The organism is Shewanella sp. UCD-KL12, from assembly GCF_001957125.1.
Classification (GTDB): Bacteria; Pseudomonadota; Gammaproteobacteria; order Enterobacterales; family Shewanellaceae; genus Shewanella.
In genome coordinates this window covers 1-23779 of the sequence record NZ_MPHJ01000008.1, presented here as the reverse complement: position 1 = coordinate 23779, position 23779 = coordinate 1, and the positions used below count along the sequence as shown (strand labels likewise).

Annotated in this window: 17 protein-coding genes and 1 pseudogene; 7 read left to right on the top strand and 11 right to left on the bottom strand. The window is 43.5% G+C overall.

Annotated elements, in window-relative coordinates; genetic code table 11:
- Positions 1-32 precede the first annotated feature (32 nt).
- Positions 33-1157 carry a cupin domain-containing protein gene (locus BM736_RS14810; RefSeq protein WP_076413572.1) on the top strand — a complete coding sequence of 375 codons (1125 nt, stop codon included), beginning with the start codon at positions 33-35 and terminating at the stop codon, positions 1155-1157.
- A 171-nt stretch (positions 1158-1328) separates the two neighbouring features.
- Here the strand turns inward: BM736_RS14810 and BM736_RS14805 are convergent, their stop codons facing one another.
- A complete protein-coding gene (locus tag BM736_RS14805) occupies positions 1329-1772 on the bottom strand; it encodes a DUF4826 family protein (protein WP_076413571.1) in 444 nt (147 codons plus the stop codon).
- 253 nt (positions 1773-2025) lie between these two features.
- On the opposite strand from BM736_RS14805, the gene BM736_RS14800 reads away from it, so the two are divergent.
- A complete protein-coding gene (locus BM736_RS14800) occupies positions 2026-3057 on the top strand; it encodes a Glu/Leu/Phe/Val dehydrogenase (protein ID WP_076413569.1) in 1032 nt (343 codons plus the stop codon).
- 209 nt (positions 3058-3266) lie between these two features.
- Positions 3267-3611 (top strand): hypothetical protein, encoded by a 345-nt coding sequence (locus BM736_RS14795; protein WP_076413568.1) that lies wholly within the window; start codon positions 3267-3269, stop codon positions 3609-3611.
- Positions 3612-3751: 140 nt separating this feature from the next.
- Here the strand turns inward: BM736_RS14795 and BM736_RS14790 are convergent, their stop codons facing one another.
- The 5 genes from BM736_RS14790 to ppsA all read right to left on the bottom strand — a co-directional run bounded on the left by BM736_RS14790 (position 3752) and on the right by ppsA (position 10842).
- On the bottom strand, positions 3752-4177 hold the full coding sequence (locus tag BM736_RS14790) for a PliI family lysozyme inhibitor of I-type lysozyme (RefSeq protein WP_076413567.1): 426 nt from the start codon (positions 4175-4177) through the stop codon (positions 3752-3754).
- A 34-nt stretch (positions 4178-4211) separates the two neighbouring features.
- Entirely contained in the window at positions 4212-4631 is a 420-nt protein-coding gene (locus tag BM736_RS14785) for a MarR family winged helix-turn-helix transcriptional regulator (protein ID WP_076413566.1), read from the bottom strand.
- A 115-nt stretch (positions 4632-4746) separates the two neighbouring features.
- Complete coding sequence (locus BM736_RS14780) at positions 4747-5193, bottom strand: DUF1285 domain-containing protein (protein WP_076413564.1); 447 nt, start codon at positions 5191-5193, stop codon at positions 4747-4749.
- Between the two features lie 108 nt (positions 5194-5301).
- On the bottom strand, positions 5302-8355 hold the full coding sequence (locus tag BM736_RS14775; RefSeq protein ID WP_076413562.1) for an FAD-binding and (Fe-S)-binding domain-containing protein: 3054 nt from the start codon (positions 8353-8355) through the stop codon (positions 5302-5304).
- A gap of 117 nt (positions 8356-8472) precedes the next feature.
- Entirely contained in the window at positions 8473-10842 is a 2370-nt protein-coding gene (gene ppsA, locus BM736_RS14770; protein ID WP_076413560.1) for a phosphoenolpyruvate synthase, read from the bottom strand.
- A gap of 126 nt (positions 10843-10968) precedes the next feature.
- Between ppsA and BM736_RS14765 the strand changes: the two genes are divergently transcribed.
- Together BM736_RS14765 and BM736_RS14760 are read left to right on the top strand one after the other, a co-directional pair.
- Positions 10969-11781, top strand: coding sequence for a pyruvate, water dikinase regulatory protein (locus BM736_RS14765; RefSeq protein WP_076413558.1), 813 nt, complete (start codon positions 10969-10971; stop codon positions 11779-11781).
- Between the two features lie 176 nt (positions 11782-11957).
- Positions 11958-13019 carry a 3-deoxy-7-phosphoheptulonate synthase gene (locus BM736_RS14760; protein WP_076413556.1) on the top strand — a complete coding sequence of 354 codons (1062 nt, stop codon included), beginning with the start codon at positions 11958-11960 and terminating at the stop codon, positions 13017-13019.
- Between the two features lie 61 nt (positions 13020-13080).
- Here BM736_RS14760 and BM736_RS14755 read toward each other — a convergent pair whose 3' ends face one another.
- The 4 genes from BM736_RS14755 to BM736_RS14740 all read right to left on the bottom strand — a co-directional run bounded on the left by BM736_RS14755 (position 13081) and on the right by BM736_RS14740 (position 21602).
- The gene (locus BM736_RS14755) at positions 13081-14556 is read right to left on the bottom strand and encodes a PepSY domain-containing protein (RefSeq protein ID WP_179079061.1); all 1476 of its coding nucleotides are present in this window, start codon (positions 14554-14556) and stop codon (positions 13081-13083) included.
- An 81-nt stretch (positions 14557-14637) separates the two neighbouring features.
- Positions 14638-16731 (bottom strand): TonB-dependent siderophore receptor, encoded by a 2094-nt coding sequence (locus BM736_RS14750; protein ID WP_076413553.1) that lies wholly within the window; start codon positions 16729-16731, stop codon positions 14638-14640.
- Positions 16732-16880: 149 nt separating this feature from the next.
- Positions 16881-18074: a lytic polysaccharide monooxygenase gene (locus BM736_RS14745; RefSeq protein WP_076413551.1), complete on the bottom strand. Its 1194-nt coding sequence runs from the start codon at positions 18072-18074 to the stop codon at positions 16881-16883.
- Positions 18075-18212: 138 nt separating this feature from the next.
- Positions 18213-21602 (bottom strand): glycosyl hydrolase family 18 protein, encoded by a 3390-nt coding sequence (locus tag BM736_RS14740; protein ID WP_076413549.1) that lies wholly within the window; start codon positions 21600-21602, stop codon positions 18213-18215.
- Between the two features lie 499 nt (positions 21603-22101).
- On the opposite strand from BM736_RS14740, the gene BM736_RS14735 reads away from it, so the two are divergent.
- Both BM736_RS14735 and BM736_RS14730 read left to right on the top strand, forming a co-directional pair.
- The gene (locus BM736_RS14735; protein WP_076413547.1) at positions 22102-22524 is read left to right on the top strand and encodes an acyl-CoA thioesterase; all 423 of its coding nucleotides are present in this window, start codon (positions 22102-22104) and stop codon (positions 22522-22524) included.
- A gap of 249 nt (positions 22525-22773) precedes the next feature.
- A complete protein-coding gene (locus tag BM736_RS14730; protein WP_076413545.1) occupies positions 22774-23433 on the top strand; it encodes a response regulator transcription factor in 660 nt (219 codons plus the stop codon).
- A 69-nt stretch (positions 23434-23502) separates the two neighbouring features.
- Here BM736_RS14730 and BM736_RS14725 read toward each other — a convergent pair.
- Positions 23503-23779: pseudogene (locus tag BM736_RS14725) on the bottom strand (IS4 family transposase); the annotation flags it as partial.

The following is a 23779-nucleotide window of genomic DNA, read 5'->3' as shown; positions in this document are numbered from 1 at the left end:
ATGACTTAAATCTTTAATGGCCTAAAACTAAAATGTATAAACTCAACATTGATACTGCCAATTTTTTATCTAACCATTGGCAGAAAACACCATTAGTCATTAAAAAGGCTTTTAATGACTTCGTCGATCCTATTAGTGGTGATGAACTGGCAGGCCTTGCCTGTGAAGAACAGATATCATCTAGGATTATTCTGACTCAAAGTAAGGGCTGGGATATCATCCAAGGGCCTATCGAGTCTTTTGATGAGTATGGAGAAGATAACTGGCAGTTATTAGTTCAGGCTGTAAACCATTGGTTCCCAGACTCTGTACCACTTGTGGAAGCATTTAGATTTATTCCTGACTGGCGCTTTGATGATTTGATGGTCTCATTTGCCACACCCGGTGGTGGAGTCGGTCCACATATCGATAACTATGATGTATTTTTACTGCAAGGTGAAGGCACTCGTCGTTGGAAGGTGGGTGCTAAAGGTGAGTATTCACCACGTGGTGGTGATACTCATACAGCGCTAATTGATGACTTCGAGCCTATTATTGATGTGGTTTTAGAGAAAGGCGATATGCTTTACATCCCCCCAGGATTTCCACACAGGGGAGAGACAATCACCACAGCCTTAAGTTACTCCATTGGTTTTAGAGCGCCTAGTCAGCAGGAGTTAATGAGCAGTCTGGCCGATCAACTACTCGATACCAATACTGGCTTAAAACGTTTTATCTCCACAAGCGAGCCTGTAGCTGCAGCCAACCTCTCACTCTCCCATCAAGCGGGTATGGTGGAGCTCATCGCCTCTTTAATCTCTGAGCCAGGCTCCTGCCAACAGATGCTAGGACAGATGCTAAGCCAAAGCCGCTTCGAGTTAGACCTTTGTGAGCCTGAGCAGCAACTCACAGTAGATGATTTAATGTCTGCGTTAGAGGAAGGTGCAGAGCTTAGCCGAATAGGAGGCTTAAAGGTCATTCAAGTTGAAGGAGATCTAAAGTCGAGACTATTTATCAATGGAGAGAGCTTTGAGCTTGATGCAAGTCAGCAGCAGCGTGCAGAGATTGCTCGCCACTTCAACCTGAGTAATGAAGTCGCCCTCACCTTGTGTCAACATGAAAGCATTAGGCTGTTTATCCTCGAACAGCTTAACAGAGGTTTTTACTATTTAGCTTAATTCAATCCCAATATACTGATTGGCATTCCAATAGTGCTAATCGCGATCATCAGAGATAAAAATGGCACCCTTAGGTGCCATTTTATTAAACTCGATTCAATGCGGACTTGTTTTAAACACGGCGAGAAAGATATGCGTGTTAATTAAACTACCAGTGAAAGTTTGGCTCGTTTAGCCCCATAGTTTCTCATCGTTATGGATCTGATAGAGACTTTCAGCACGAGACACTAAAAGCTGAGCAAATTTTGCTTGAGTAGGCTCTTTAGTCGCCCCACTTTTTTCTAGGTTCTCGGCTTTTAATTGCCACATCATAGAGAAGTGACGTAAGGCATCACGCGCAGTTGCAGCAACTTTTACATCGACATAATCAGATGGCAAATCACCAGACATAACCCAAAATGTTTGCTTCTTTGGTTGCTTTGACTCCATCTTCCAGACAGCCACATAAGGCGCAAGATAACGGCTTTCATCAGCAATCACCTTACTTGGAATAATCCCTTTTTCACCTAAAAAGCGATTTGCCTTTTGAAAGTGTTCTCTGATCCACTCTTGTCTAAGTTCTTCTTGCTGTTCTGGTGTTAGCGCTTGAGTTTGATCGACTGCTTGTTCCGTCATACTTGATTCCTATCTTATTATTTTAAACGTCGAGATTCGGTTTAAATAAGCCATTAAATGAACACAATACCGCCGAAACGGTTTACGTTAACGTAAGGTGGAAAGCAAAATTGCCACATGGCTCACAATTAATCCCAATCTTTACTTTGTTGAGAGTATCCCTAAATGCTATCGTTCTGCAATAAATATAACAAGCCGCCAGATTAACTCTTTTGTAGGTCTGGTGTTTAAATTCCACAGCGGAGAACTGTACGTGGCTGTATTCAATCATATCTCTTTTGACGAACATGAGCAGATCGTATTTTGTCAGGACAAAGAAAGTGGCTTAAAAGCCATTATTGCTATTCATAATACCAATCTAGGGCCGGCAGTTGGTGGTTGTAGAATGTGGAACTATGAGTCAGATGATGAAGCGCTTAATGATGTACTACGCCTTTCACGCGGCATGACCTATAAGAATGCCCTCGCCGGTCTTACCATGGGTGGCGGTAAGTCGGTGATTATTGCCGATCCCAAAACTGAAGACAGAGAAGCACTGTTTCGCGCTTTCGGGCGCTGTATTGATAGTTTAGGCGGTAAATATTACTCAGCTGAAGATGTTGGTGTCTCGACCAGCGACATCATGATTGCTCATCAAGAAACGCCTTACATGGCAGGCCTTGAAGGCAAGAGTGGCGATCCGTCACCTTTTACTGCTTTAGGTACTTACTTAGGTATTAAAGCCGCAGCGAAGCATAAGCTTGGTGTTGATAGCCTTAAAGGGCTCAAAATATCAGTGCAAGGTGTTGGTCACGTGGGTTACTACCTATGCCGTCACCTTCATGAAGAAGGCGCTGAGCTCGTTGTCACAGATATACATCAAGCTTCGTTAGATAAGGTCGCCGATGAGTTTGGCGCGATCGTAGTGGCTCCCCAAGATATATACCACCAAGATGTAGATATCTACGCGCCATGTGCGCTAGGTGCGACAATTAATGACACTACAATACCACTACTTAAAGCTAAAATTGTCGCTGGGTGTGCAAACAACCAGTTGGCTGAAGCCCGCCATGGCGAGAAGCTTAAAGAGCTTGGTATTCTGTACGCACCTGACTATGTCATCAATGCTGGCGGCATCATCAATGTTTCTTTTGAAAAGGACTACGATGCAACTTTATCGACCAATAAAGTTGAAGAGATCTACAATACCTTGATGAGTATCTTTACTCAATCTGATACACAAAATCGTACTACGGCAGCGGTTGCCGATGAGATGGCCCGCAAGATTATTCAAGCAGCAAAATAATCTCGTTTTTTAAAGCAAGCAACGCCTTTTTAAACTAGAACACAATGGGACGAAATCTAAATTTCGTCCCATTTTTTTGTACAAAAAATAAATTACCAATGCCAGCAACTAGATAGAATTCAGACACAGAAATTTAATCATTTCGAACTGGATATTGTCATATTTGTCTGCTTGACTTAGAGCCTCAAAAGCTCGCAGAGGAAAGCAAAATGGTCACATTTAAATATGACTTGAATCAGGATGAAGTAGAGCTACAGGCCAGTAACTGGAGTGGGTTAGAGCAAGTTTTTGTTAATGGGAAACGTGTCTCAAGAAAGCTTAACTTTGGTCAAAATAGTGAGCACCAAGTTCACCTAAACGATGGTAAACCTTGTCGATTTCAATTGCTTATCGACCCTACATCTGAAGAGATGATATGCCGCATTTACAAAAGTAATAGTTTAATTACCAGCATCAATCAGGGAAAAGAGAACCTAAGCCAGAGCCGGAAGCTATTACAAAATCTGGTTATCTTTACCACCCTAGCAAGTTTAATATTACTGCTATTAAACTAGGATTATCCCACTGAAAGCACGGCCCATTATTAAGCGATTATAGGGTCGCGACGCAAAGCAAATTTTCTCGCATAAGGCTGTTAACGCAAAAGGTTTTAACACAGTGGGTTTTATCACAAGAGCATTTAACACAAAGACACTTAACATAAGGACAATGTCTCACCATCAATACAGATCAGCTGAGTAGATTGATAATTACCACTACCAGCAGTAACGGTTGTGATTGATAGCGTCTGTTTATCACTGGAGTTTCCAATCAACACTGATTTTAGAACAGTGCCATCACGGGGAAAAGATAGCCCAGAAACAAAATCTCCGACGACTAAATCTCTATACATCTTTACGGTGACACTGCCTATCGATCTAGGCTCTAACGCCCCCTCAGCGATCACTAAGGTATAACCTGAAGCAAGCTCAAGTCTTTCAAGATAAACGCCAGACATATTGGCTGCTGTATGTTGCAAGCTTGACGGTGTCTCAGTGCCCTCGCTGCTCTTATCGTAAATACTCGCAGAGCAAGCTGAAACCATCAAAGTTATGAGAGTAACCAGTATAAATTTATGCATGTGAATAAAGCCTGATGGAATATAGGTTGAATGATTAAAGAGGGAACCGGTTAATCTTATTGAGTAAGATAACAAAAGAAGCTTGTTCATCTAGCGATAAGTTTTCAAGAAAGTGTTCATTGACTCTTTCAGCTTCCCGTACCAGATCTTGCTCAAGTGCCTTACCGGTATCAGTGAGAAATATTTGAAATGCTCGGCGATTATCAGCTTCTTGATGACGATGAATAAACCCCTGAGTCTGTAACTGATCAAGTAGGCGTGTCATCGTGTAGTTGGCAACATCGCAGCGTTTCGATAATTCGGTTTGCGAAACCCCCTCCTCTTGCCAAAGGGCAAAAAGAACTGGCCATAACTTAATATCTAGCTGGTATCTTTTAAGCTTTTGATCTAACGCATTTTGCAGATCAATATTCAGATGAGATACCAAGTAACCAAGACTTTCATAATGTTTCAATTAGCATCTCCTACTTATCAGTACCTACACTAATACTAACACTAAGCAGATAAGAAACTAGCGATACTCATAACTAATTATAAAAGTTTTATATTATTAATTAGTTACAATCATTTCATTGGTATGAGTCAAGATCAGTAAGATATTGTTCTACAAATCGATAGAAGCAAGCCCTACCAAGCTTTGCGCTAAGCCCTCTTGGCAAATTCATGTAGACACCTTCATCTTCAATACTGAAACTGTGAAAATCTTCTAGTTCGAACTCAGTCCCTAGACTGGTTGTCAGCAGAAACTGACCAGATTTCTGTTGCTGATAATCGACTATCAAAAGAGGTGTGGAGGATACCGCTACTTTTAACTTCTCTACTGGCGTAATCAAGAAGTGCTCACCCTCTATACCATGCAGTATCGAACTGAATAAGCGCGCGAACTTAGTGGGTAGTGGTTCACCTTGATAAAACCAGCGCCCCTCATTATCGATATAAAACAGACAAGTTTCTACGCACAGCGCAGCGTTAAGGTTAATCTGTTTGAACGCTTGCTCAAATTTTTCACTGTCCACTTATGCCTCTACTCACTCTTTTTTGTTCATACTCAATGTAACTCATGAAAAAGGCTAGGAAAACCTAGCCTTCATACTCATTACAATTCTATTAAATATCGACAGTCGCTACAGCATTGTCAATAGTACCTGCACAGGATGCCTTGGCTTAAAGCCACCAAAGCGTTTAACTTGGCTACGGCAAGAGTAACCTGAAACCAGCACTTGCTCTTGAGGTAAGCTGCTTAAGGTTTTTTCCCAAGACATACTAAAAAGTGCTTGAGAATTTTGTTTATTTTCGAGTTCATGACCATACGTGCCAGCCATACCACAGCAACCTAGACTCACAGTCTCTAGCGTCGCGCCAAAGTGTGAAAAGATCATTTTCCACTCACTCGCTGTATTAGGTTTAGCTGTTGACTCCGTACAGTGACTAAACCAGGTAAACGATTTACCCGTTTGCTTATCGCTAGCAGGCATAGATTTGATGGCTTCGAGTAACCATTCATTGGCTAATTGAACTTCGAAATCTCCACGCTTATCTCCAAGTACCTGCCGATACTCATCGCGATAACAAAGTACCATTGCCGGATCGACACCCACCATAGGCATGCCCAAAGCATGTACTTTAGTCAAAAAATCAGCCGATGACTGGGCGGTCTTTGCGAACTTGTCTAAGAAACCTTTGATATGGATTGGCTTACCGTTTGGCTTATAGGGCAGTAATACAGGCTTGAGTCCCATTTTTTCAATCAGCTTGATGAAATGATAAACCGTATCGGCTTCGTAGAAGCTATTAAACGGGTCTTGTACAACCAACACATAGTTTTTACGTTCATCTTCAGCAATAGCCTCTAATGCTTCGAGATCGTAACCACGACAAGCATGACCATCTAGCTTCTGTTTAAGGGTGGGAACAGAAAGCGCTGGAGCATCAACATAGCCTAATGATTTTTTTATTACCCACTGACTGACACTGTTTTGTGCCACAAGGTTAGTCAGTCTAGGCGCTATTGCCATCAAGGGGAGCGAATCTTCAATGCCTGCAACTAAATAATCTTTTGCAGGACGCAGATACCTTTGATAATAGATATTAAAAAATTGTGCCCTAAACTTTGGAACATCAACTTTTACAGGGCATTGAGAAGCACACGCCTTACAGGCTAAGCAGCCCTTTAGAGACTCCATCACCTCTTGGGAGTAATCATATTCGCGGTGTATATTCAAGCTGTTCTGAGTACGTTGCAATAAACCTAGTGGCTTTTGCTTCGCAAGCTCAACTACATCAACACCTTCATTCTCGAGCAAGCGTAACCACTCACGCATCAAACCTGCTCGCCCTTTTGGCGAATGAACTCTGTCACCAGTAACCTTAAACGAAGGGCACATGGGTGAATAGTGGCTGTAATTAAAACATAAGCCATTACCATTACAGTTCATCACATCGGGAAAAGCATCACGGGTATTCACGGGGATCTGTCGATCGAGTTCACCTCGTTTAAGGCTATCGACATTATAGCGTAATGGACCTTTATCTCTAGGCGCCACCAGCTTACCAGGGTTGAGTTTATTATTGGGATCAAACAAGCCCTTAATCTCTTCGAGTAAGCCAAAAAGCTGCTCACCAAAGACTGCCGGTCCGTACTCGCCCCGCACGCCTTTACCATGCTCTCCCCACATCAAGCCGCCATATTTAACCGTTAAGTCAGCAACTTGATCAGAGACTTGCTTAAGCAGTTTCTCATCATTGATATCGCACATATCCAGCGCAGGACGAACATGTAGTACCCCAGCGTCCACATGCCCAAACATACCGTACTGCAGCTGATGAGCATCAAGCAAAGCCCTAAACTCCATAATGAAATCAGCTAACTTCTCTGGAGGTACTGCGGTGTCTTCAGCAAAAGCAATTGGTTTGCGCCGCCCTTTTGTCGCTCCAAGCAAACCAACAGCTTTCTTGCGCATGGCATAGATCATGTTGATACTTGGCTTATCATTGGTAACTTGATAGCCAAGTAAACCATTAGGTGCAGACTCTAATTGCGTATCTAGTGCCTGACAAAGTGCGTCTACCCGAGCTTCGACCTCATCTTTCTCCCCAGCAAACTCAACCATGTTGAGTCCATCAATCTGATTGCCGGGTACATCTTTAATCAGCTCGGACACTGAGTGCCAAATAATATCTTGTTGAGCAAGGTTAAGCACTTTCGAATCGACAGTTTCAACGACTGTCGCATTCGCTTTTACCAGATCCGGTGCATGCCTAAGTGCTGATTCAAATGAGTTATATTTAATATTCACCATCATCCGAACGCTAGGCAGTGGTGTGATATCAAGTTTTGCTTCTGTGATAACAGCAAGCGTTCCTTCAGATCCTGTTAGAATACGAGACAGGTTAAATTCACTCAGATCTTCATTCCAAACATTTTTCAGATCATAGCCAGTCAGGAAGCGGTTAAGCTTTGGAAACCTTGCCTCAATATGTTCACGGTTTTGACTACAGATACCAGCTACAGCTGTAATTAACTGCTGACCAAACTTGTTTGTCGTTATAGCATCGATATTGTCCAGTTCATCGCGTTTAATGGCAAAAGTATCCAAGATACTGCCATCATAAAGCACACTCGACAAACCAAGAACATGATCCGATGTTTTACCATAAACTAACGAACCAGCACCAGATGCGTCAGTGTTGATCATGCCACCCATCGTCGCACGATTAGATGTAGACAGGTCTGGACTAAAAAAGAAACCGTGAGGCCGTAGCGCATCATTAAGCGCATCTTTAACCACACCGGCTTGCACTTTAACCCAGCCCTCTTCAGCATTGATCTCGAGTACCTGATTGAGATAGCGAGACAAGTCTAAAATCAGACCATGAGTGAGCGACTGTCCATTAGTACCTGTACCACCACCTCTAGCACTGAACACGACACTATCGAACTCTTTACGTGATGCAAGTTCAAGTGCAATAGCAATATCTTGTTGATCTCTTGGATACAGAACAGCCTGAGGAAGAAATTGATAAACTGAATTATCTGTGGCTTGAGCTAAGCGTGCACTGTAGCGCTTATCTATGTCACCGCTAAATTTACTCTGTTGAAGTGCCGATAAAAAGGCGAGGTATTCTGGCTCAAGCATCTGCTCATGGGATAGCTTAGGCAATTTAGCAATAGGTAACATAAGTGTTTCTGTCTATTATATTTATGTAATTATACTTGCCATTATATAAAAAAAATCCATAAAAAAAAGCCGCTATATAGCGGCTTTTAAGATTAGCTTATTCTATTTAAGGAATAATTAACCGTGTTCTTTACCTAGGTATAACCAAGTATCGATAACAGTATCTGGGTTTAGTGATACCGTATCAATGCCCTGCTCTACTAACCAAGCTGCAAAATCAGCGTGGTCTGAAGGACCTTGGCCGCAGATACCAACATAAGCACCTTTAGCTTTAGCGGCTTTAATCGCCATAGCAAGTAGCACTTTAACTGCGTCATTACGCTCATCAAACAGGTGACTGATAATGCCAGAGTCACGATCTAGACCAAGCGTAAGCTGAGTCAGATCGTTTGAGCCGATTGAGAATCCATCGAAATACTCTAGGAATTGATCAGCAAGCAATGCATTCGATGGCAGTTCACACATCATGATAACGCGAAGACCGTCTTTACCACGCTCTAAACCTTGCTCTTTCAGTAGGTCGATAACCTGCTCAGCTTCACCTAACGTACGTACGAACGGGATCATAATCTCAACATTAGTGAGACCCATCTCGTTGCGAACACGCTTAATCGCTTCACACTCAAGTGCAAAACAATCACGGAAAGATTCAGAGATATAACGGCTTGCACCACGGAAGCCCAGCATTGGGTTCTCTTCCTCTGGCTCGTATCTGTCACCACCGACTAAGTTAGCGTATTCGTTCGACTTAAAGTCAGACATACGAATAATCACTTTCTTCGGATGGAAAGCTGATGCGATAGTCGCCATACCTTCAACCAGACGAGCAATATAAAACTCAACTGGTGATTCGTAACCTGCAATCATCTCGTGGATCTCTTGCTGAAGTTCAGCAGTTTGATCATTGAATTCAAGCAAGGCTTTCGGGTGAATACCGATCATACGGTTGATGATGAACTCAAGACGAGCAAGGCCAACACCTTCGTTAGGCAGGCGAGCAAAATCAAATGCTCTGTCTGGGTTACCGACGTTCATCATAATCTTCATCGGCAATTCAGGCATAGAATCAACGCGTGAACGAACCACATCGAAATCTTGAATACCGTCGTAGATGAAACCTGTGTCACCTTCAGCACAAGAAACTGTCACTTCCTGACCATTCTTGATACGCTCAGTCACGTCACCACAACCAACAACAGCAGGAACGCCAAGCTCACGTGCAATAATTGCAGCGTGACAAGTACGGCCACCACGGTTGGTAACGATAGCGCTTGCGCGCTTCATGATAGGTTCCCAATCAGGATCTGTCATATCGGTAACGAGTACGTCACCTTCTTTAATCTGGTCCATATCTTCGATTGAAGCCAGGACTTTAGCGACACCGTTACCGATCTTATGGCCAATTGCGCGACCTTCAGAAACGACTTCACTCTTTGTCTTAAGGTGGAAACGCTCAATCAGTTGCACATCTTCGCGAGAACGTACTGTCTCAGGGCGTGCTTGTACGATATAAAGCTTGCCATCGTTGCCATCTTTAGCCCATTCGATGTCCATTGGACGACCGTAGTGCTTTTCGATGATCATCGCTTGCTTAGCAAGTTCCATGACCTCTTCATCGTTCACTGAGAATTCACGGCGCATGTCAGCTGGAACATCTTCAATCTTAACTTGTTTACCATGCTCAAGATCATCTGAATAAACCATCTGGATCAACTTGCTACCAATGTTACGGCGAACAACCGCTTTATGGCCTGCAGTCAAGCTTGGCTTATGCACATAAAACTCATCAGGGTTAACCGCACCTTGAACAACCATTTCACCTAGACCAAATGATGAAGTAATGAATACCACGTCATTGTTGCCAGATTCAGTGTCCATGGTGAACATAACACCAGAAGCTGCAGTGTCAGAGCGAACCATGCGCTGAACACCAGCAGATAGCGCAACACCTTTATGGTCGTAACCTTGGTGAACACGGTAAGAGATAGCACGATCATTGAACAGTGATGCAAAAACATGCTTAATCGCGACAAGTACAGAGTCATAACCTTTAACGTTCAGGAACGTCTCTTGCTGACCAGCAAATGAAGCATCAGGCATATCTTCTGCAGTTGCTGAAGAGCGAACCGCAAAAGAAGCATTATTAGTTTCAGAAGAAAGTTTGTCGTAAGAGCTACGCACAACTTCTTCAAATTCGGGGTGGAACGGGGTATCGATAACCCATTGTCTGATCTGTGCACCGGCTGTAGCGAGTGCGTTCACGTCATCTACATCTAAAACATCTAGAATGTCGTATATCTTCTGGTTCAGTCCGCTTTGTTCAAGAAACTCATTGAACGCGTAAGATGTGGTTGCAAAACCGCCCGGCACTTGTACGCCTGCATTAGCTAAGTTGCTAATCATCTCTCCAAGAGAAGCGTTTTTACCGCCTACCTTGTTGACGTCACCCATGCCTAATTCTTGATACCAGAGTACATATTGCTGCACAGTTCTATCTCCGCAAGTTTATTTCAGTGTGGCCCCTTCACAGGAGGGCAGCGGCATTTTACACTCCATCGCAGGAAGCGTAAATCTATAATTTTATTTGTAATTTTATTACTACAAGAGGTCAAAATGTTACGTAAAGTTTTTTATATCTCAGATGGGACAGCGATCACAGCTGAAGTGTTTGGCCATGCGGTTCTTTCTCAATTTCCTATTGAATTTGACGCACTTACAATTCCTTTCGTTGAAACAGAAGCGAAAGCTAATGCTATTAAAGCACAAATTAATGATTGTTTTATTACAACAGGTGAACGACCACTGGTGTTCCATTCTATAGTCAAACCTGAGATTAGAGACATCATCTATAGCAGCGAAGGGATAGATTATGACTTTTTGAACACTTTTGTCGCTCCTTTAGAGCAACAATTGGGTATTAAGGCCTCTCCTGTCGTTCACCGTACCCACGGCAAGGCAAATGATGGCTATGAAGCACGTATTGATGCCATTAATTACACGATGGATAACGATGATGGGCAGACACTAAAGAATATAGATAAAGCCGATCTTGTGTTACTTGGCGTGTCTCGTTGTGGCAAAACCCCAAGTAGCCTCTACCTTTCAATGCAATTTGGTATAAAGGCAGCCAACTATCCATTTGTTGAAGATGACATGGATAACCTCAAACTTCCTGATGCATTAAAACGTAATAAGAAAAAACTATTTGGTCTAACTATCGATCCTGAACGTCTGCACGAGATACGTCAGAGCCGCATGGAGAACAGCCGCTACTCCTCTTTAAGACAGTGTCGCTTGGAAGTAAAAGAGGTAGAGATGATGTATAAACGCGAGCGTATCCCGTTTGTGAATACCACCAATCACTCTGTTGAAGAGATAGCGACGAAGATATTGGCAGAGACAGGTTTAGAGCGCCATATGTTCTAGTACGGTACTTATCGTATTAACTGTACTTAAATAAATACGGTGATTTTGTAAATAAAACAGCACAGCGCATGAAAATATCCCATTATTTTCCCCCTAAGGCGCTGTGCAACTCTGAACTATTCGTTATAATCCGAAGCAATCAGGCTAAATGCCCATACGAACGCTCGGTAAAATGAATGACCATTAAAACAGACGAACTACGCACCACTTTATTATGTAAGGCAATTTCTCCCGCTAAATTAGCTTCAGAGTATCCCCTAACACAAGAAGCTGCCGATTATCTGGTACAGCAAAGACGCGAAGTCGAAGCCATTTTAACGGGTGAAGATAATCGACTACTTGTGATCGTTGGTCCTTGCTCAATTCATGACACAGAAGCTGCAATTGATTATGCCAAGCGACTATCTAAGCTACATATGGAGCTTAAAGATGATCTTTGTATTTTGATGCGCGTTTATTTCGAAAAGCCACGTACCACAGTAGGCTGGAAAGGATTGATATCAGATCCTGATCTCGATGGCAGTTTCAATGCCAATAAAGGGTTACGTTTAGCTCGAGAGTTGTTGCAACAGATCACAGAGCTTAAGCTGCCTATCGCCACTGAATTCCTTGATATGGTGAATGGTCAGTATATTGCCGACCTTATCACTTGGGGCGCTGTGGGTGCACGCACAACTGAAAGCCAAATTCACCGTGAAATGGCTTCAGCGCTTTCTTGTCCCGTCGGCTTTAAAAATGGTACCGATGGCAATATCAATATCGCTATCGATGCAGTACGTGCGGCAAAAGAGCCACATATCTTCTACTCGCCTGATAAAGATGGTGCTATGGCGGTATACCGCACGAGCGGAAACCCATATGGTCACATCATTCTTCGTGGCGGCAAGCAGCCAAACTATCATGCTGAAGACATCAATACTGCAGCAGAGCAGCTAAAGAGTGTTGGTGTGTCTCATCGTATGGTCGTTGACTTTAGTCACGGCAACAGCCAAAAGAAACACGCACAACAACTTCAAGTTGCAGACAGCATCATGGAGCAGATGTCTCAAGGTTCTACTGCTATTGCAGGTATTATGGCTGAAAGCTTTATCGAAGAGGGTAATCAAAAAGTGATCCCTGGCGAGCCACTTGTCTATGGCAAGAGTATCACAGATGCTTGTTTACATTGGGCTGACTCTGAAAAGCTGCTTCGCGACCTAGCCAAAGCATCTAGAGCACGAATGAATAAACTCGCATAATCAGCTTTAAAAAATTGCGATAAAAGGGCTTCATTGTTGAAGCCCTTTTTTATGACTCTTTTTAAAGCAAACGCCTGTCTCTTACCCTATCTCTCGCTCTTTTTCTTAGATATTGAATCGTGCCTGTAATAGTGATAATCAGTAAACCTAGGCCTGAAAGCAATAGCACAATCAGATAAGTGGGGCCGATATAATGCTGGAAAATTCTTAAGTTATGCAACTCGAACAGAAAGTGCCACAATGACATTCTTGCATACTCATTGAGCTCTACAGGCATCTCACTTAACCGCTTTTCTGCATCTAATATCTTTCCCTGATGATAATCAAATACAATCAGTTCATCCAAATGACTATATGCTGCAACTGGCATTAAGCCTTCACTTTGCTCACTGGGTTGAACTGCTTGAAACTCATCAGTATTGATCCGCCATTTGAAAAGACCGCTAAACGATCCAACTAACAACTCATTTTTGTTTAATGGCTGCAGTATTGTCGCCCCCATACCATGAATGGGTACAGAGGCTTTCATCGGCATTAACAGGCTTCCCTCTTTAACTGCTCCGCTGTAGGCACCATCACGAGTTAACAGAACTAATTTTTCATCTAGCATTGCAGCCTGAGTGATTTTGTAGGGGAGCTTACTCGTAGCCTGTTCGGCATTGAAGTCGATTGGAGAGTTTGCTGAAACGATAAACAGCAATCCAGGTGGCCGCATCACCATAGCGGTTGTCGCGCAAATGATGAGTAAAGGCATAAAGATTAACCCTAGGCTGTTATGGTGTTTAGCCATAAACCTAAACAGCTTCCCTCCTTTAATTTTTCTCTCTCTAGACAGTAAGTTTCGCTTCGTTGCTTTCGGAAACAGCCAGTAATAAAGCCCACTGAGACAAAAGTAGATTAAAGCTAATGCCGTCACATCCATCAGCAAGCGTCCAGGAAGACCTAAGATCTCACCACTGTGAAGTGCAAAGATAAACCGAAACAGGGGGACAGCTTGCTTTGACTCAGCAAGAGAGATGTTAAAGATTCGGGCTTTATCCTCTTCAATGGTAAACAACTGATGATTTGCTACCGCAATAATCTGTTGCTCTGACCCTTTAATAATGGAGACGATCCTCTGATCTTGAGTTTGATCAAAATAGCGCCATTGCTGAGTATCAAGAGAATACCGAAATAAACCATCGCGACTGCCGATATAAAGTTCGTTGTCATTTAAATACAAGCTGTAAATGAGGTTTTGCCAAGCATGCCTCGCTAAAGGATTAGTGATCTGTTGGTAGTGACCTTGATAAAAATAGCCTAGACCACTCTTGCCACCAGCGTATACACCTCCATTTTCATCTTCCACCAAAACTTGGATAGCCCCTCGATTCCAGTTAGCAAAATGATAATTAGTAGGCAAACTCGTTATCGGCAATGATACCGATTGAATTAGACTTGGATGATTTAAGCCGATACCACTCACTGCAAAAATGATTAATAACGGCATAAAGATAAGGCTTAATATTTTGTGGAGTTTACTGGCAATTTTTGACATGGCACTTTTCATTGGTGAGTTAACTCGCTCCTAAGAGGTAAAAGCAGGGCTCTAGTCCCTGCTAGCGGTAGATAACCTGCTTTAAAACTGCATGGAGAACTTGGCTTGAATGCTACGCCCAGTCGCCAGTAAACTTTCAGATGCTGGTCGATACTCTTTATCGGTTAAGTTTGTGCCTTCAATACTCACCATCATCGACTCATCTTTGCCAAATCGACTGCCCATGGCTAAGTTAACCGTTCCCCAACCTGCGAAATGCTCAACATCACTACCAATAGAATCTTGCTCATCTGCATCACTTGCTGCGCGTATATAGGCATCTAACCAGTAGTAACCTAAGGTGTCATTTTCTGAGGTGAACTTGACCCCTCCTCGCCCATATAATGCAGGTAGCCCGGTTTTATCAGTAGTAAACTCCCCCCTCGTTTGCTCACGGTGGGACCATGTCGCACTTAAATAGAGCCTGATGTTTTCGAAATCAACAGCACTATCTAACTCAATACCTTTGCTCGTGGCTTTATCGGCATTGATATAGATATCGTCCCTTTGCTGGTTGATGCAGGTTAACTGTGTCGCAGCACAATTAACCGTCGTTAAATAGTCATCTGCATCGGTATAAAAAGCGGTGGCATCTATGATGATGGAACCATCTTTAAAACGATAACCAAGCTCATAATTAACCGATGTTTCCGCTTTAAGATCTGCATTGGGGTTAATATAAGTGCCTGCTGCGGTGGCGCCCATCGCCGTTTGTAGTAAAGTTGGATAACCGTATCCTTGTGACACTAACGCGCGAATATTTTGATCATCGCTCAATGCATAGTTGGTCGCAATTGAGCCGACGAGTTGGCTATCATCACTGTCTGTTGTCGCAAGTCCCCTTGTTGAAGCGAGCAGCTCTGACTCAATCCAATAGTGACGCGCCCCTACAGTAAGCAGCCAATCGTCACTAATACTCCACTCATCTTGCAGATAAATAGCAGAGGTGGTCAGTTGAGCACTTTCTACATCGGTTTTATCGGTTACGGATACTTGTGGCGGCATAGGACCTGGTATCACCACGGTCATTTGGGTGAGATTATGCGTACTTTTATCAACTTCATCTTTGGCATATTGAAAACCTGCAATCAAGTAGTGCGCTTGACCTAAGTTGAAATCAAACTGGCCGTTTACTCCTGAAGTTTCTAGCAGCTCATCAATTTGTGTATCAATGAGCATATTTGCGTTCATGGGTGGCGGCATAGGAACCGACATCTCCATATGTTGAACAAACAGCCTATCGATAGTCTGCTTATATCCATCAAGATGCAGCTTGTTCATCATGCCAGGTAAGTTGTCAGCCTCATAGAATACAGCGTACTTCTCTCTATCACGTTGTGGCATATCCAGCTTAAAACCTGGCATTCCGGTGGCTATTTCAGAACTCATATTATATTCATCATAGCTGGCCCCTAGCGCATGATCGCCAAAATGATAAGCCACATAAGCCATGATACTGTCATTAGCATAGGCGGTTTCATCTAGCTCCCCCTCTGGAGTTTGACGATTATCATGATCATTATCGGACCAAGAAAGACGATAATCTAAGTCTCCTACGGCGCCAAATGCAGATGCACTATATTGCTGACCTTGAGTTGCACTGTCATAGCCCGCTGTGACACTCGCTTGAAAAGGGGAATCTCCTCCCTTCTTAGTAATAAAGTTCACCACGCCGCCCAGCGCTTTCTGCCCGTAAAGCACAGATCCCGTACCTCGGATCACTTCTATTCTCTCGACCATTGCAGGGTCTAATAGTAAAGGAGCCCCATAACTTGAATGATCAGTGAGCTCCTGACCATCAATGAGCACAGCGACCCTACGGGAGGCTTCGCCACGAATTTTGATCCGTTTCATGCCAGCTGTCGCAGCGTCTGTAACCTCGACACCGGGCACATCTTTAAGAAGATCGGCTAAATTTGCTGCCGCACTGGTTTCTATCTCTTCACTGGTGATCACCGATGAAGATAACGGACTCTCCATTAAACGGCGTTCGGTACGTGTAGCGGTTACAGTAATCGTTTCAAAGACAGGCGCTTGACTGACTGCCATAGCAGCTTGATCATCAGCCAATACTGGCGTTGATAATGCAACACTCACAGCAACAGCGGTAAGTGATAAAGAGCGAGGTTTAATCACAGGTGAATTCCTTAACAACCATGTTGTAAATAGTAATAATTATCATTACCGAAGTGTACAAAGGAACCCAAGGAAGAAACAAGCTAAATGATAATGAGTATCATTTAACTTGTTTGAGATCATAGTTTTTACGATTAAATGTAAAGTTACTAGAAACTACACCCATCGAGTGGTTGCCACACCCCCCATTGACCTGAAGATGATGGGAGATCGTTTTTAGTCCACCACTGTGCTTGATAGATCACCGTTTTATACATCACTTCATCACCAAGGTTGTAGATAGTATTGGCATTCCATGTTACACGTTGACATGGATTCGGAGGCTCGGTTGGTGACTTAACATCCATCCTGAACGACAATTCAGCCTGTTTCGTCCAGACTTTATTCAAGGCCAAATCTTCAGAGTAAGTGATGTCACCATTGCTTTGTTTTACGCCTAGCTGTACCAAGTCGCTGTGCAAGTGTAAAACTGACTCAGCCAGTTGCTGCGCCCATATCTCAGTCGACTGGTTGTTAGCATCTATGGTTAATTTCTCAAAAATCAGTTCATCGCCTTGAGCGCTAAACAAACGAAACCAGATCTCATCATCGACATTGGCAGTCAGTCCATTGTCTACATATTGAGCTAACTGGCGCCACTCTACTGGTTGAGTTTCATTAACAATATTCAGATCGCTACAGTTGTAAAAACCTTCTCCAGCCGCATCCTCCCTTTGCCAACGCGTATATAAGGTTGCAGCCCCTACTCTACCTTGTGGTAAATCAAGATCCATTTGATACACCTTCCTACCATTAAGATCACTCACAGCAACATCGCCAAACTGAGCAATATGTTCGAGCTTTTCCCAGCTGAGTGATTCAGTTGCTGCATCAAAGTCTTCATTTGACAGGTAGAACTCCCAAAAACTTGGGTTATGGGGCGTATGGGCATCAAAAGTAATCGCTATCTGCCCTTTATCATCTGGTGTTACATCTGTGCGTTGCCAGTGGAGAGATGGCAGATCCATGCCAGATTTCTCACTATCACCTCCAGCACATAGCTGACCATTGGGTATCGCCTGCTGCACTGCATCAAGATTGTTATAATCTACGACATTTTCTGAAAACTCATTGTTTTGCACTAGCTGTTTTGTCCCCGTTGCCAAAAAGGCAGCTCGGCAGGCTAAATTGGGGATCGCGGAGCCATCATCTGGCCACCAATAGCCACCATCATCAACACACATTTGCTGCCTTGCTTTAGGGCTCTCCATATACCCATGAGCATTTACATCTGCAGCTAGTAGCAAACTAATCACTAGGCTTACAATTAACATTGAAGCACTTAAGGGAATTATCTGTTTCATAAGCTATCTCAACTTTGTTATGTATCCAGAGGAGCAAATAGATGCTCACCTGAATAAAAGAAGGCCTCAAACTCTATGAGGCGCTTTACTTTGTCGACAAACAAACATGGCGGGGCTCCCGCCATGGTCGATATGTGATTAATTGATGTTACAGACAAAGTCCCAATCACCGCTTGATGCACTAGGTTTCGCATTGGTCCACCAAAGCGCAACAAACACAGCCACGTCATCTTTCATCTTATCTCCGCCCAATGCATGACTTGGGTTGCCGGCCCAGTCAGTTTGTGGAAAGTTCGGGTAAGCTGGGATAACAGATGGGTCGACATTCGCGTCACTGCATAAGTCAGTTGTTGGCGGCGTGGTATCACCACAACCAGGCGCGGTAGGATCAAGCTCACACTCATCTGGAACCGTATTATCACCTTGACCAAAGTCATAGGTAACACCATCAAACGAGACAGTGAAATTCGACGGCATAGATACCGGTAAGTAATACTTTATCGTGCCACCAAAGTCGGCTCCCGGCGCAATAGACTTGTAACTTGGTAGTGTAAAACGAACTCTGTGGAAATCATTTTCTAATCCACCGACATTGCCCGACGCTGCATTTGAGCCATCAGAGATAACGCTTAAGTTCATTCCCGATTGATCACTAATTTGCGATGAGGTTGAGGTAGAGATATCAAACTCAAACACCGCACCACCAGGAATGGTGCTTTGGCTATTGTTAGTGATGGTCAACGTTGGCGTAATGGGGTAATTACTGTCGCCCACTTTATATCCGGATAAACTCACACTTAATGCTAATGAATTAGGCAAAGATGGTGAATTGCTCACCCTATTACCATAAGGCGTTGCACTGGCAAATTTATCATAGGCAATGGTCGTCATGGTCTCACCGATAAAGTATTCACCCAGACCATTGTTACGCTCTGGGTACCAATCAAAATCACCGGCAAGCTCCCAGAACATCACGCCGCCAATACCTTTATCCACCACATATTGAACCTTAGCATTCATCACCTGTTCATCTTCGGTAGAGAGATACACTTGCTTAGAGGGATTCCATAACCATGAAGACTGAGCCACATTGTCATAATGACGCTCATAGACACCGGTTAATGCATCGGCGGGGTCATTGGCAGGATCAAGCCCATAACTGCCTAAGTAGCTACCACTTAACCCTTGCTCAAGGTTTTTGGCGTGCCACATTGGGTTGGAGCCGGCAAACATCTCATTGCCATCTTTATCGAGATCGTGCCAGAGGTTATCTATGCCCTGTGCGCCATAGCCACAGCTATTATCACCTTCTCCGGTACCTACAGGACAGCTAGCTTGATCAGGTAATGCCGCTTTGCCCCACAGACCATTTGTTCCACCAGTGACGCCCTGCCAGCCTCGGGTATAGTAAGGCAGACCGATATTGATACGACCTGCTGGCATCGCGCCGCGGAAATAATGATAAGCCCAGTCGGTATTTAAGTAGCCTATTCCGCCATATTGCGCAGTGGAATAAACATCCCAAAATGCGAGCTCTGCATCTTCGCCAGTGTCATAAAGCGCAGAGTTATGCCCAACAAAGTCATTCCATGCGCCATGTAGGTCATAGGTCATGATGTTGACATAATCTAGGAATCGCGACATCTGATACGCTTCCATCCCACGAAGCAGATAACCCGAAGCTGGCGCAGCGACAGTTAGCATGTAATGTTTACCGTCTTGCTTACTGGCAGCATCAAGCTTTTCGCGTAGGGTTTTCATTAACAGATCATATTGACCAAATAAGCTGGCTCTTAGCGGTTCTGCAATAGCAAAATCATCTGGGTTGCCAGACTTAGCCATTGATGTTGCATACTCATAATCGATATCAGCACCATCGAAACCATAGGTACGTAGAAACTCCACCACTGAATCGGCAAAGGTATTGATGCCAGCTTGCGTCTTAGTCATCTCATAGAAGCCACCACTTGCCACCCGTTGACCACTTTCATCAAAGTAGCCGCCTGTTTCAGCCCAGCCACCGATAGAGATCAGTGTCTTCACTTGAGGATGTTGCTTCTTGTACTTATTAAGCAGGTTGAAATGCCCTTTATAACTAAACTCAGGATCCATTTCAGCGCCAACCACGCCATCCCAAGTCATGCCTGTAGCGGGGTTGTCTAAGCTATTAGGGTTGCCTACAGAGACCTTGTTGCTTCCATCAACATGGGCGAAGGCATAGTTAATATGGGTGATCTTATCCCATGGAATATCATTAACCAGATAACTTGGTTGACCATTGGTGCCATTTCTCCATGAGGTAAAATAACCTATGACTCGACGAGCATGATCAGCGCCCATCTTTTCACGCCCTTGCTCATCATAGATATCACAATATACAGAGTCTCCCTCTAGCCCATCAGGTCGACAAGCCTCATGGCTTGTCGGTCTGTCACCCACATAACCAACTACTGCACTTGAAAGTGTACTCGCCCCTAAATCATCTGTGACTTGGGCGGTAATAGACAGGTCGCCGGTCTGCATAGCGGTGTACAATGCCGAGTAAGGTGCGCTGGTATCGGTCTCAATCAATAAACCATTTACATAAAAACTCACACTCGCCACGCTACCATCACTGTCTTGAGCATCAGCATTTATGGCCAACTCACCATTTTCAGCCAGAGTGAAGTTTGCAGCAGGCGATACAAGCTGCACTGAAGGCAGCTGGTTAGCCGCTGTCACATTGACCGTTACCACATCAGAAACAGCGCTGTCGTTTTGACTGTCAAAAGCCCGTGTCTGCAGTGAGTGGCTACCCACACTCGTTGCCACCCAACTGAACTCATAAGGCGCATCTAGATCAGTACTGGCGACAATACCATCAACCAATAGCTCAAGCTTTACGACGCTGTCTCCCGCATCGGGATCTGACGCGTTTGCAATGACTAACAGCTGTTCGCCCGCACTGACAGCGCTGTCATTTAAGGGCGAAACAATAGTGGTAACAGGAGCTTGATTGAGGCTGCTTAAGACAGTGATATTGGTATGTTGCTCAGTAACAGCCCCATCATTATCGGTCGCTGTAGCAGTTAGCACTACCGCACCTTGTGTGTCAGCCAACCAAGGACTGGTAATGACCGCACCGTTAGCTGTCCAAACCAGACTTTCTACGGTACCGTCACTGTCTAGTGCTTCAGCATTAAGCACCACTTGATCATTTAAATTAACGCTAGAGCCATTTAGAGGAGTCAGGATACTCACACTTGGGGGTTGGTTAGCCGCTCCATCACATAACCCTAGCTCCTCCCAAACACCCCACTCACCTGAGCCTGCAGGCGATTCATTGGTTGTCCACCACTTGTTTTGATAGAGGGTATTTTCCTGGGTGACTTGGGTTGTACTGGCATATACCGTGTCGGCAGACCAAGGTGCGACGCCTTGACAATCAACAGCATAGGCCTGATTTACCATGGCTTGACTTAACAGCGATGTGCTTATTATTAAAGCGAGGCGATTCCGCCTGCCTAAATATGCAGTTTTGTTACTCATTCGATTATTCCTATTATTATTTAGTTGTACCGAAAACCTAAATATAGAGACAACAAAACTCAACAACATAACCACAAAGATAACTGCATCGGTATTTAATTCCATCCATTCATGCTATTAGTGATGAAGTAGATAGATGCTATTAATCTACACTCAAAATACTTGATTGTTTATTTATTTAATATAACAATAAACTTCGCGCTTATAACTAAATTAAAATTACATCTAATAATCAATCGCTAACCAACTTAAAACAATTAAAACCTAGATATTATTTATTAATGAGTATCAGTTATTTCACGAAGAATTATCTTACCCAAAATTGCGAAAGGTTAAACACGTATGTCAAACTAAGCTATCTAGGTTCATTTAAACTAAATCGTTTATAAATCAAACAAGTGAGTTGGCCAATTATAATCATTCCTTTAAAGCTTGAATTTCACTATAATTATCTCTTTAACGCTTCCCCACGATATAAAGCATAACCTTAGGTTGCCGTATGCCATTAACCCAAAATATTCTCTCCGTAACTGATGCTATGAGCGCACGTATTGAACATTCAGAAGCTCGTGTAATTAAAGCAATATTTCCATCTATAACGAATCATCACAACACACTATTTGGTGGTGAAGCCTTAGCTTGGATGGATGAAACAGCGTTTATCGCCGCGACGCGTTTCTGCCGTAAACCCCTAGTCACGGTAAGCTCAGATAGAATTGATTTCAAAAAAGCGATCCCAGCCGGTACGCTTGCCGAAATCATTGCCAAAGTGATCCACGTCGGCAACACCTCATTAAAAGTTGAAGTAAATATTTTTGTCGAAGATATGTATCAAGACCATAGAGAACACGCAATCAGAGGTGTGTTTACCTTTGTTGCCGTTGATGATGACCGCCAGCCAACTAAAGTCTGGACTGAATAAAACCCGCTATTCTTAACAAGTCGAGCTTGAAGTTGATTTACCAAGCTCGGTTTTAGGCAGCTCAATTTTAGCAAGTAGATTTTAAGCAACTTGCTTATAAACTTCCCCCAACCCGCTATAGACCAAAGTCTAACAAATACTGTAAAAATAGCAGGTAAGAGCAGTTTCCCGATAAACCAATAGGATCCCACTCACTTTTTCTGTTACATTGTCGTAATCTTCACGCGCAACGAAATCAAATATAAAGCCATGAAGCTAGAAAATTTAAATATTATTATCGCAGATGACCATCCTCTTTTTCGCAACGCCCTACGCCAAGCGTTAAGTGGTCCATTTAGTGATACTCAGTGGTTCGAAGCTGACAGTGCTGATGCACTGCAAATCCAACTTGAGAAAAGAGATGTAGAATATGACTTGGTGCTACTGGATCTTCAAATGCCAGGCTCCCATGGTTACTCTACATTAATCCACCTCAGAACCCATTTTCCCGATCTTCCGGTGGTGGTTATCTCTGCCCATGAAGATAACATGACGATAAGTCGCGCCGTCCATTATGGTAGCTCAGGGTTTATTCCTAAGTCCGCGTCTATGGAAACATTGGCAGCGGCCCTAACCTCAGTGCTATATGGTGATGTTTGGCTTCCTGAACATGTTGAAATTCAGGAGATAGTAGAAGATGCGACAGATCTTGTCGCCAGCAAACTGTCTGACTTAACACCACAACAATATAAAGTACTGCAGATGTTTGCTGAAGGCCTACTCAATAAGCAGATAGCTTATGATCTAGGAGTGTCTGAAGCGACAATTAAAGCACATGCTACAGCGATTTTTAGAAAGTTAGGTGTAAGAAATAGAACTCAAGCGGTTATATCTCTGCAACAACTTGAAATGGAGAAAGTTGAGCTCTAATCCATATCGCGATAAGTTGTTTACAATAAAAAAGCCAATCCTATTGATTTAATGCTATTCGGATAAGCACTACTGCTTATATTTAAGTGGATAGCGGCTGGGTATATAGAGCACTGAACGTGGATATGTTCGGTGCTTTCTTTTATCTGGAAGGATAAAGTGTTTTATATCGGCCCGCATTTGCTTCAGCTTAGCTGGCAACTTCCCATCAGGTGATAAAGCAAGCCATCTTAATTGAGTGTCTATCAAGCTTATCGCTGCGGTAAAGCTAATACGGGTGGGTGCAACTTTGGCTTCTTTTGCTATCGCTACCATTTCTAAGCGAACCAGATTATAAGCGATAAGC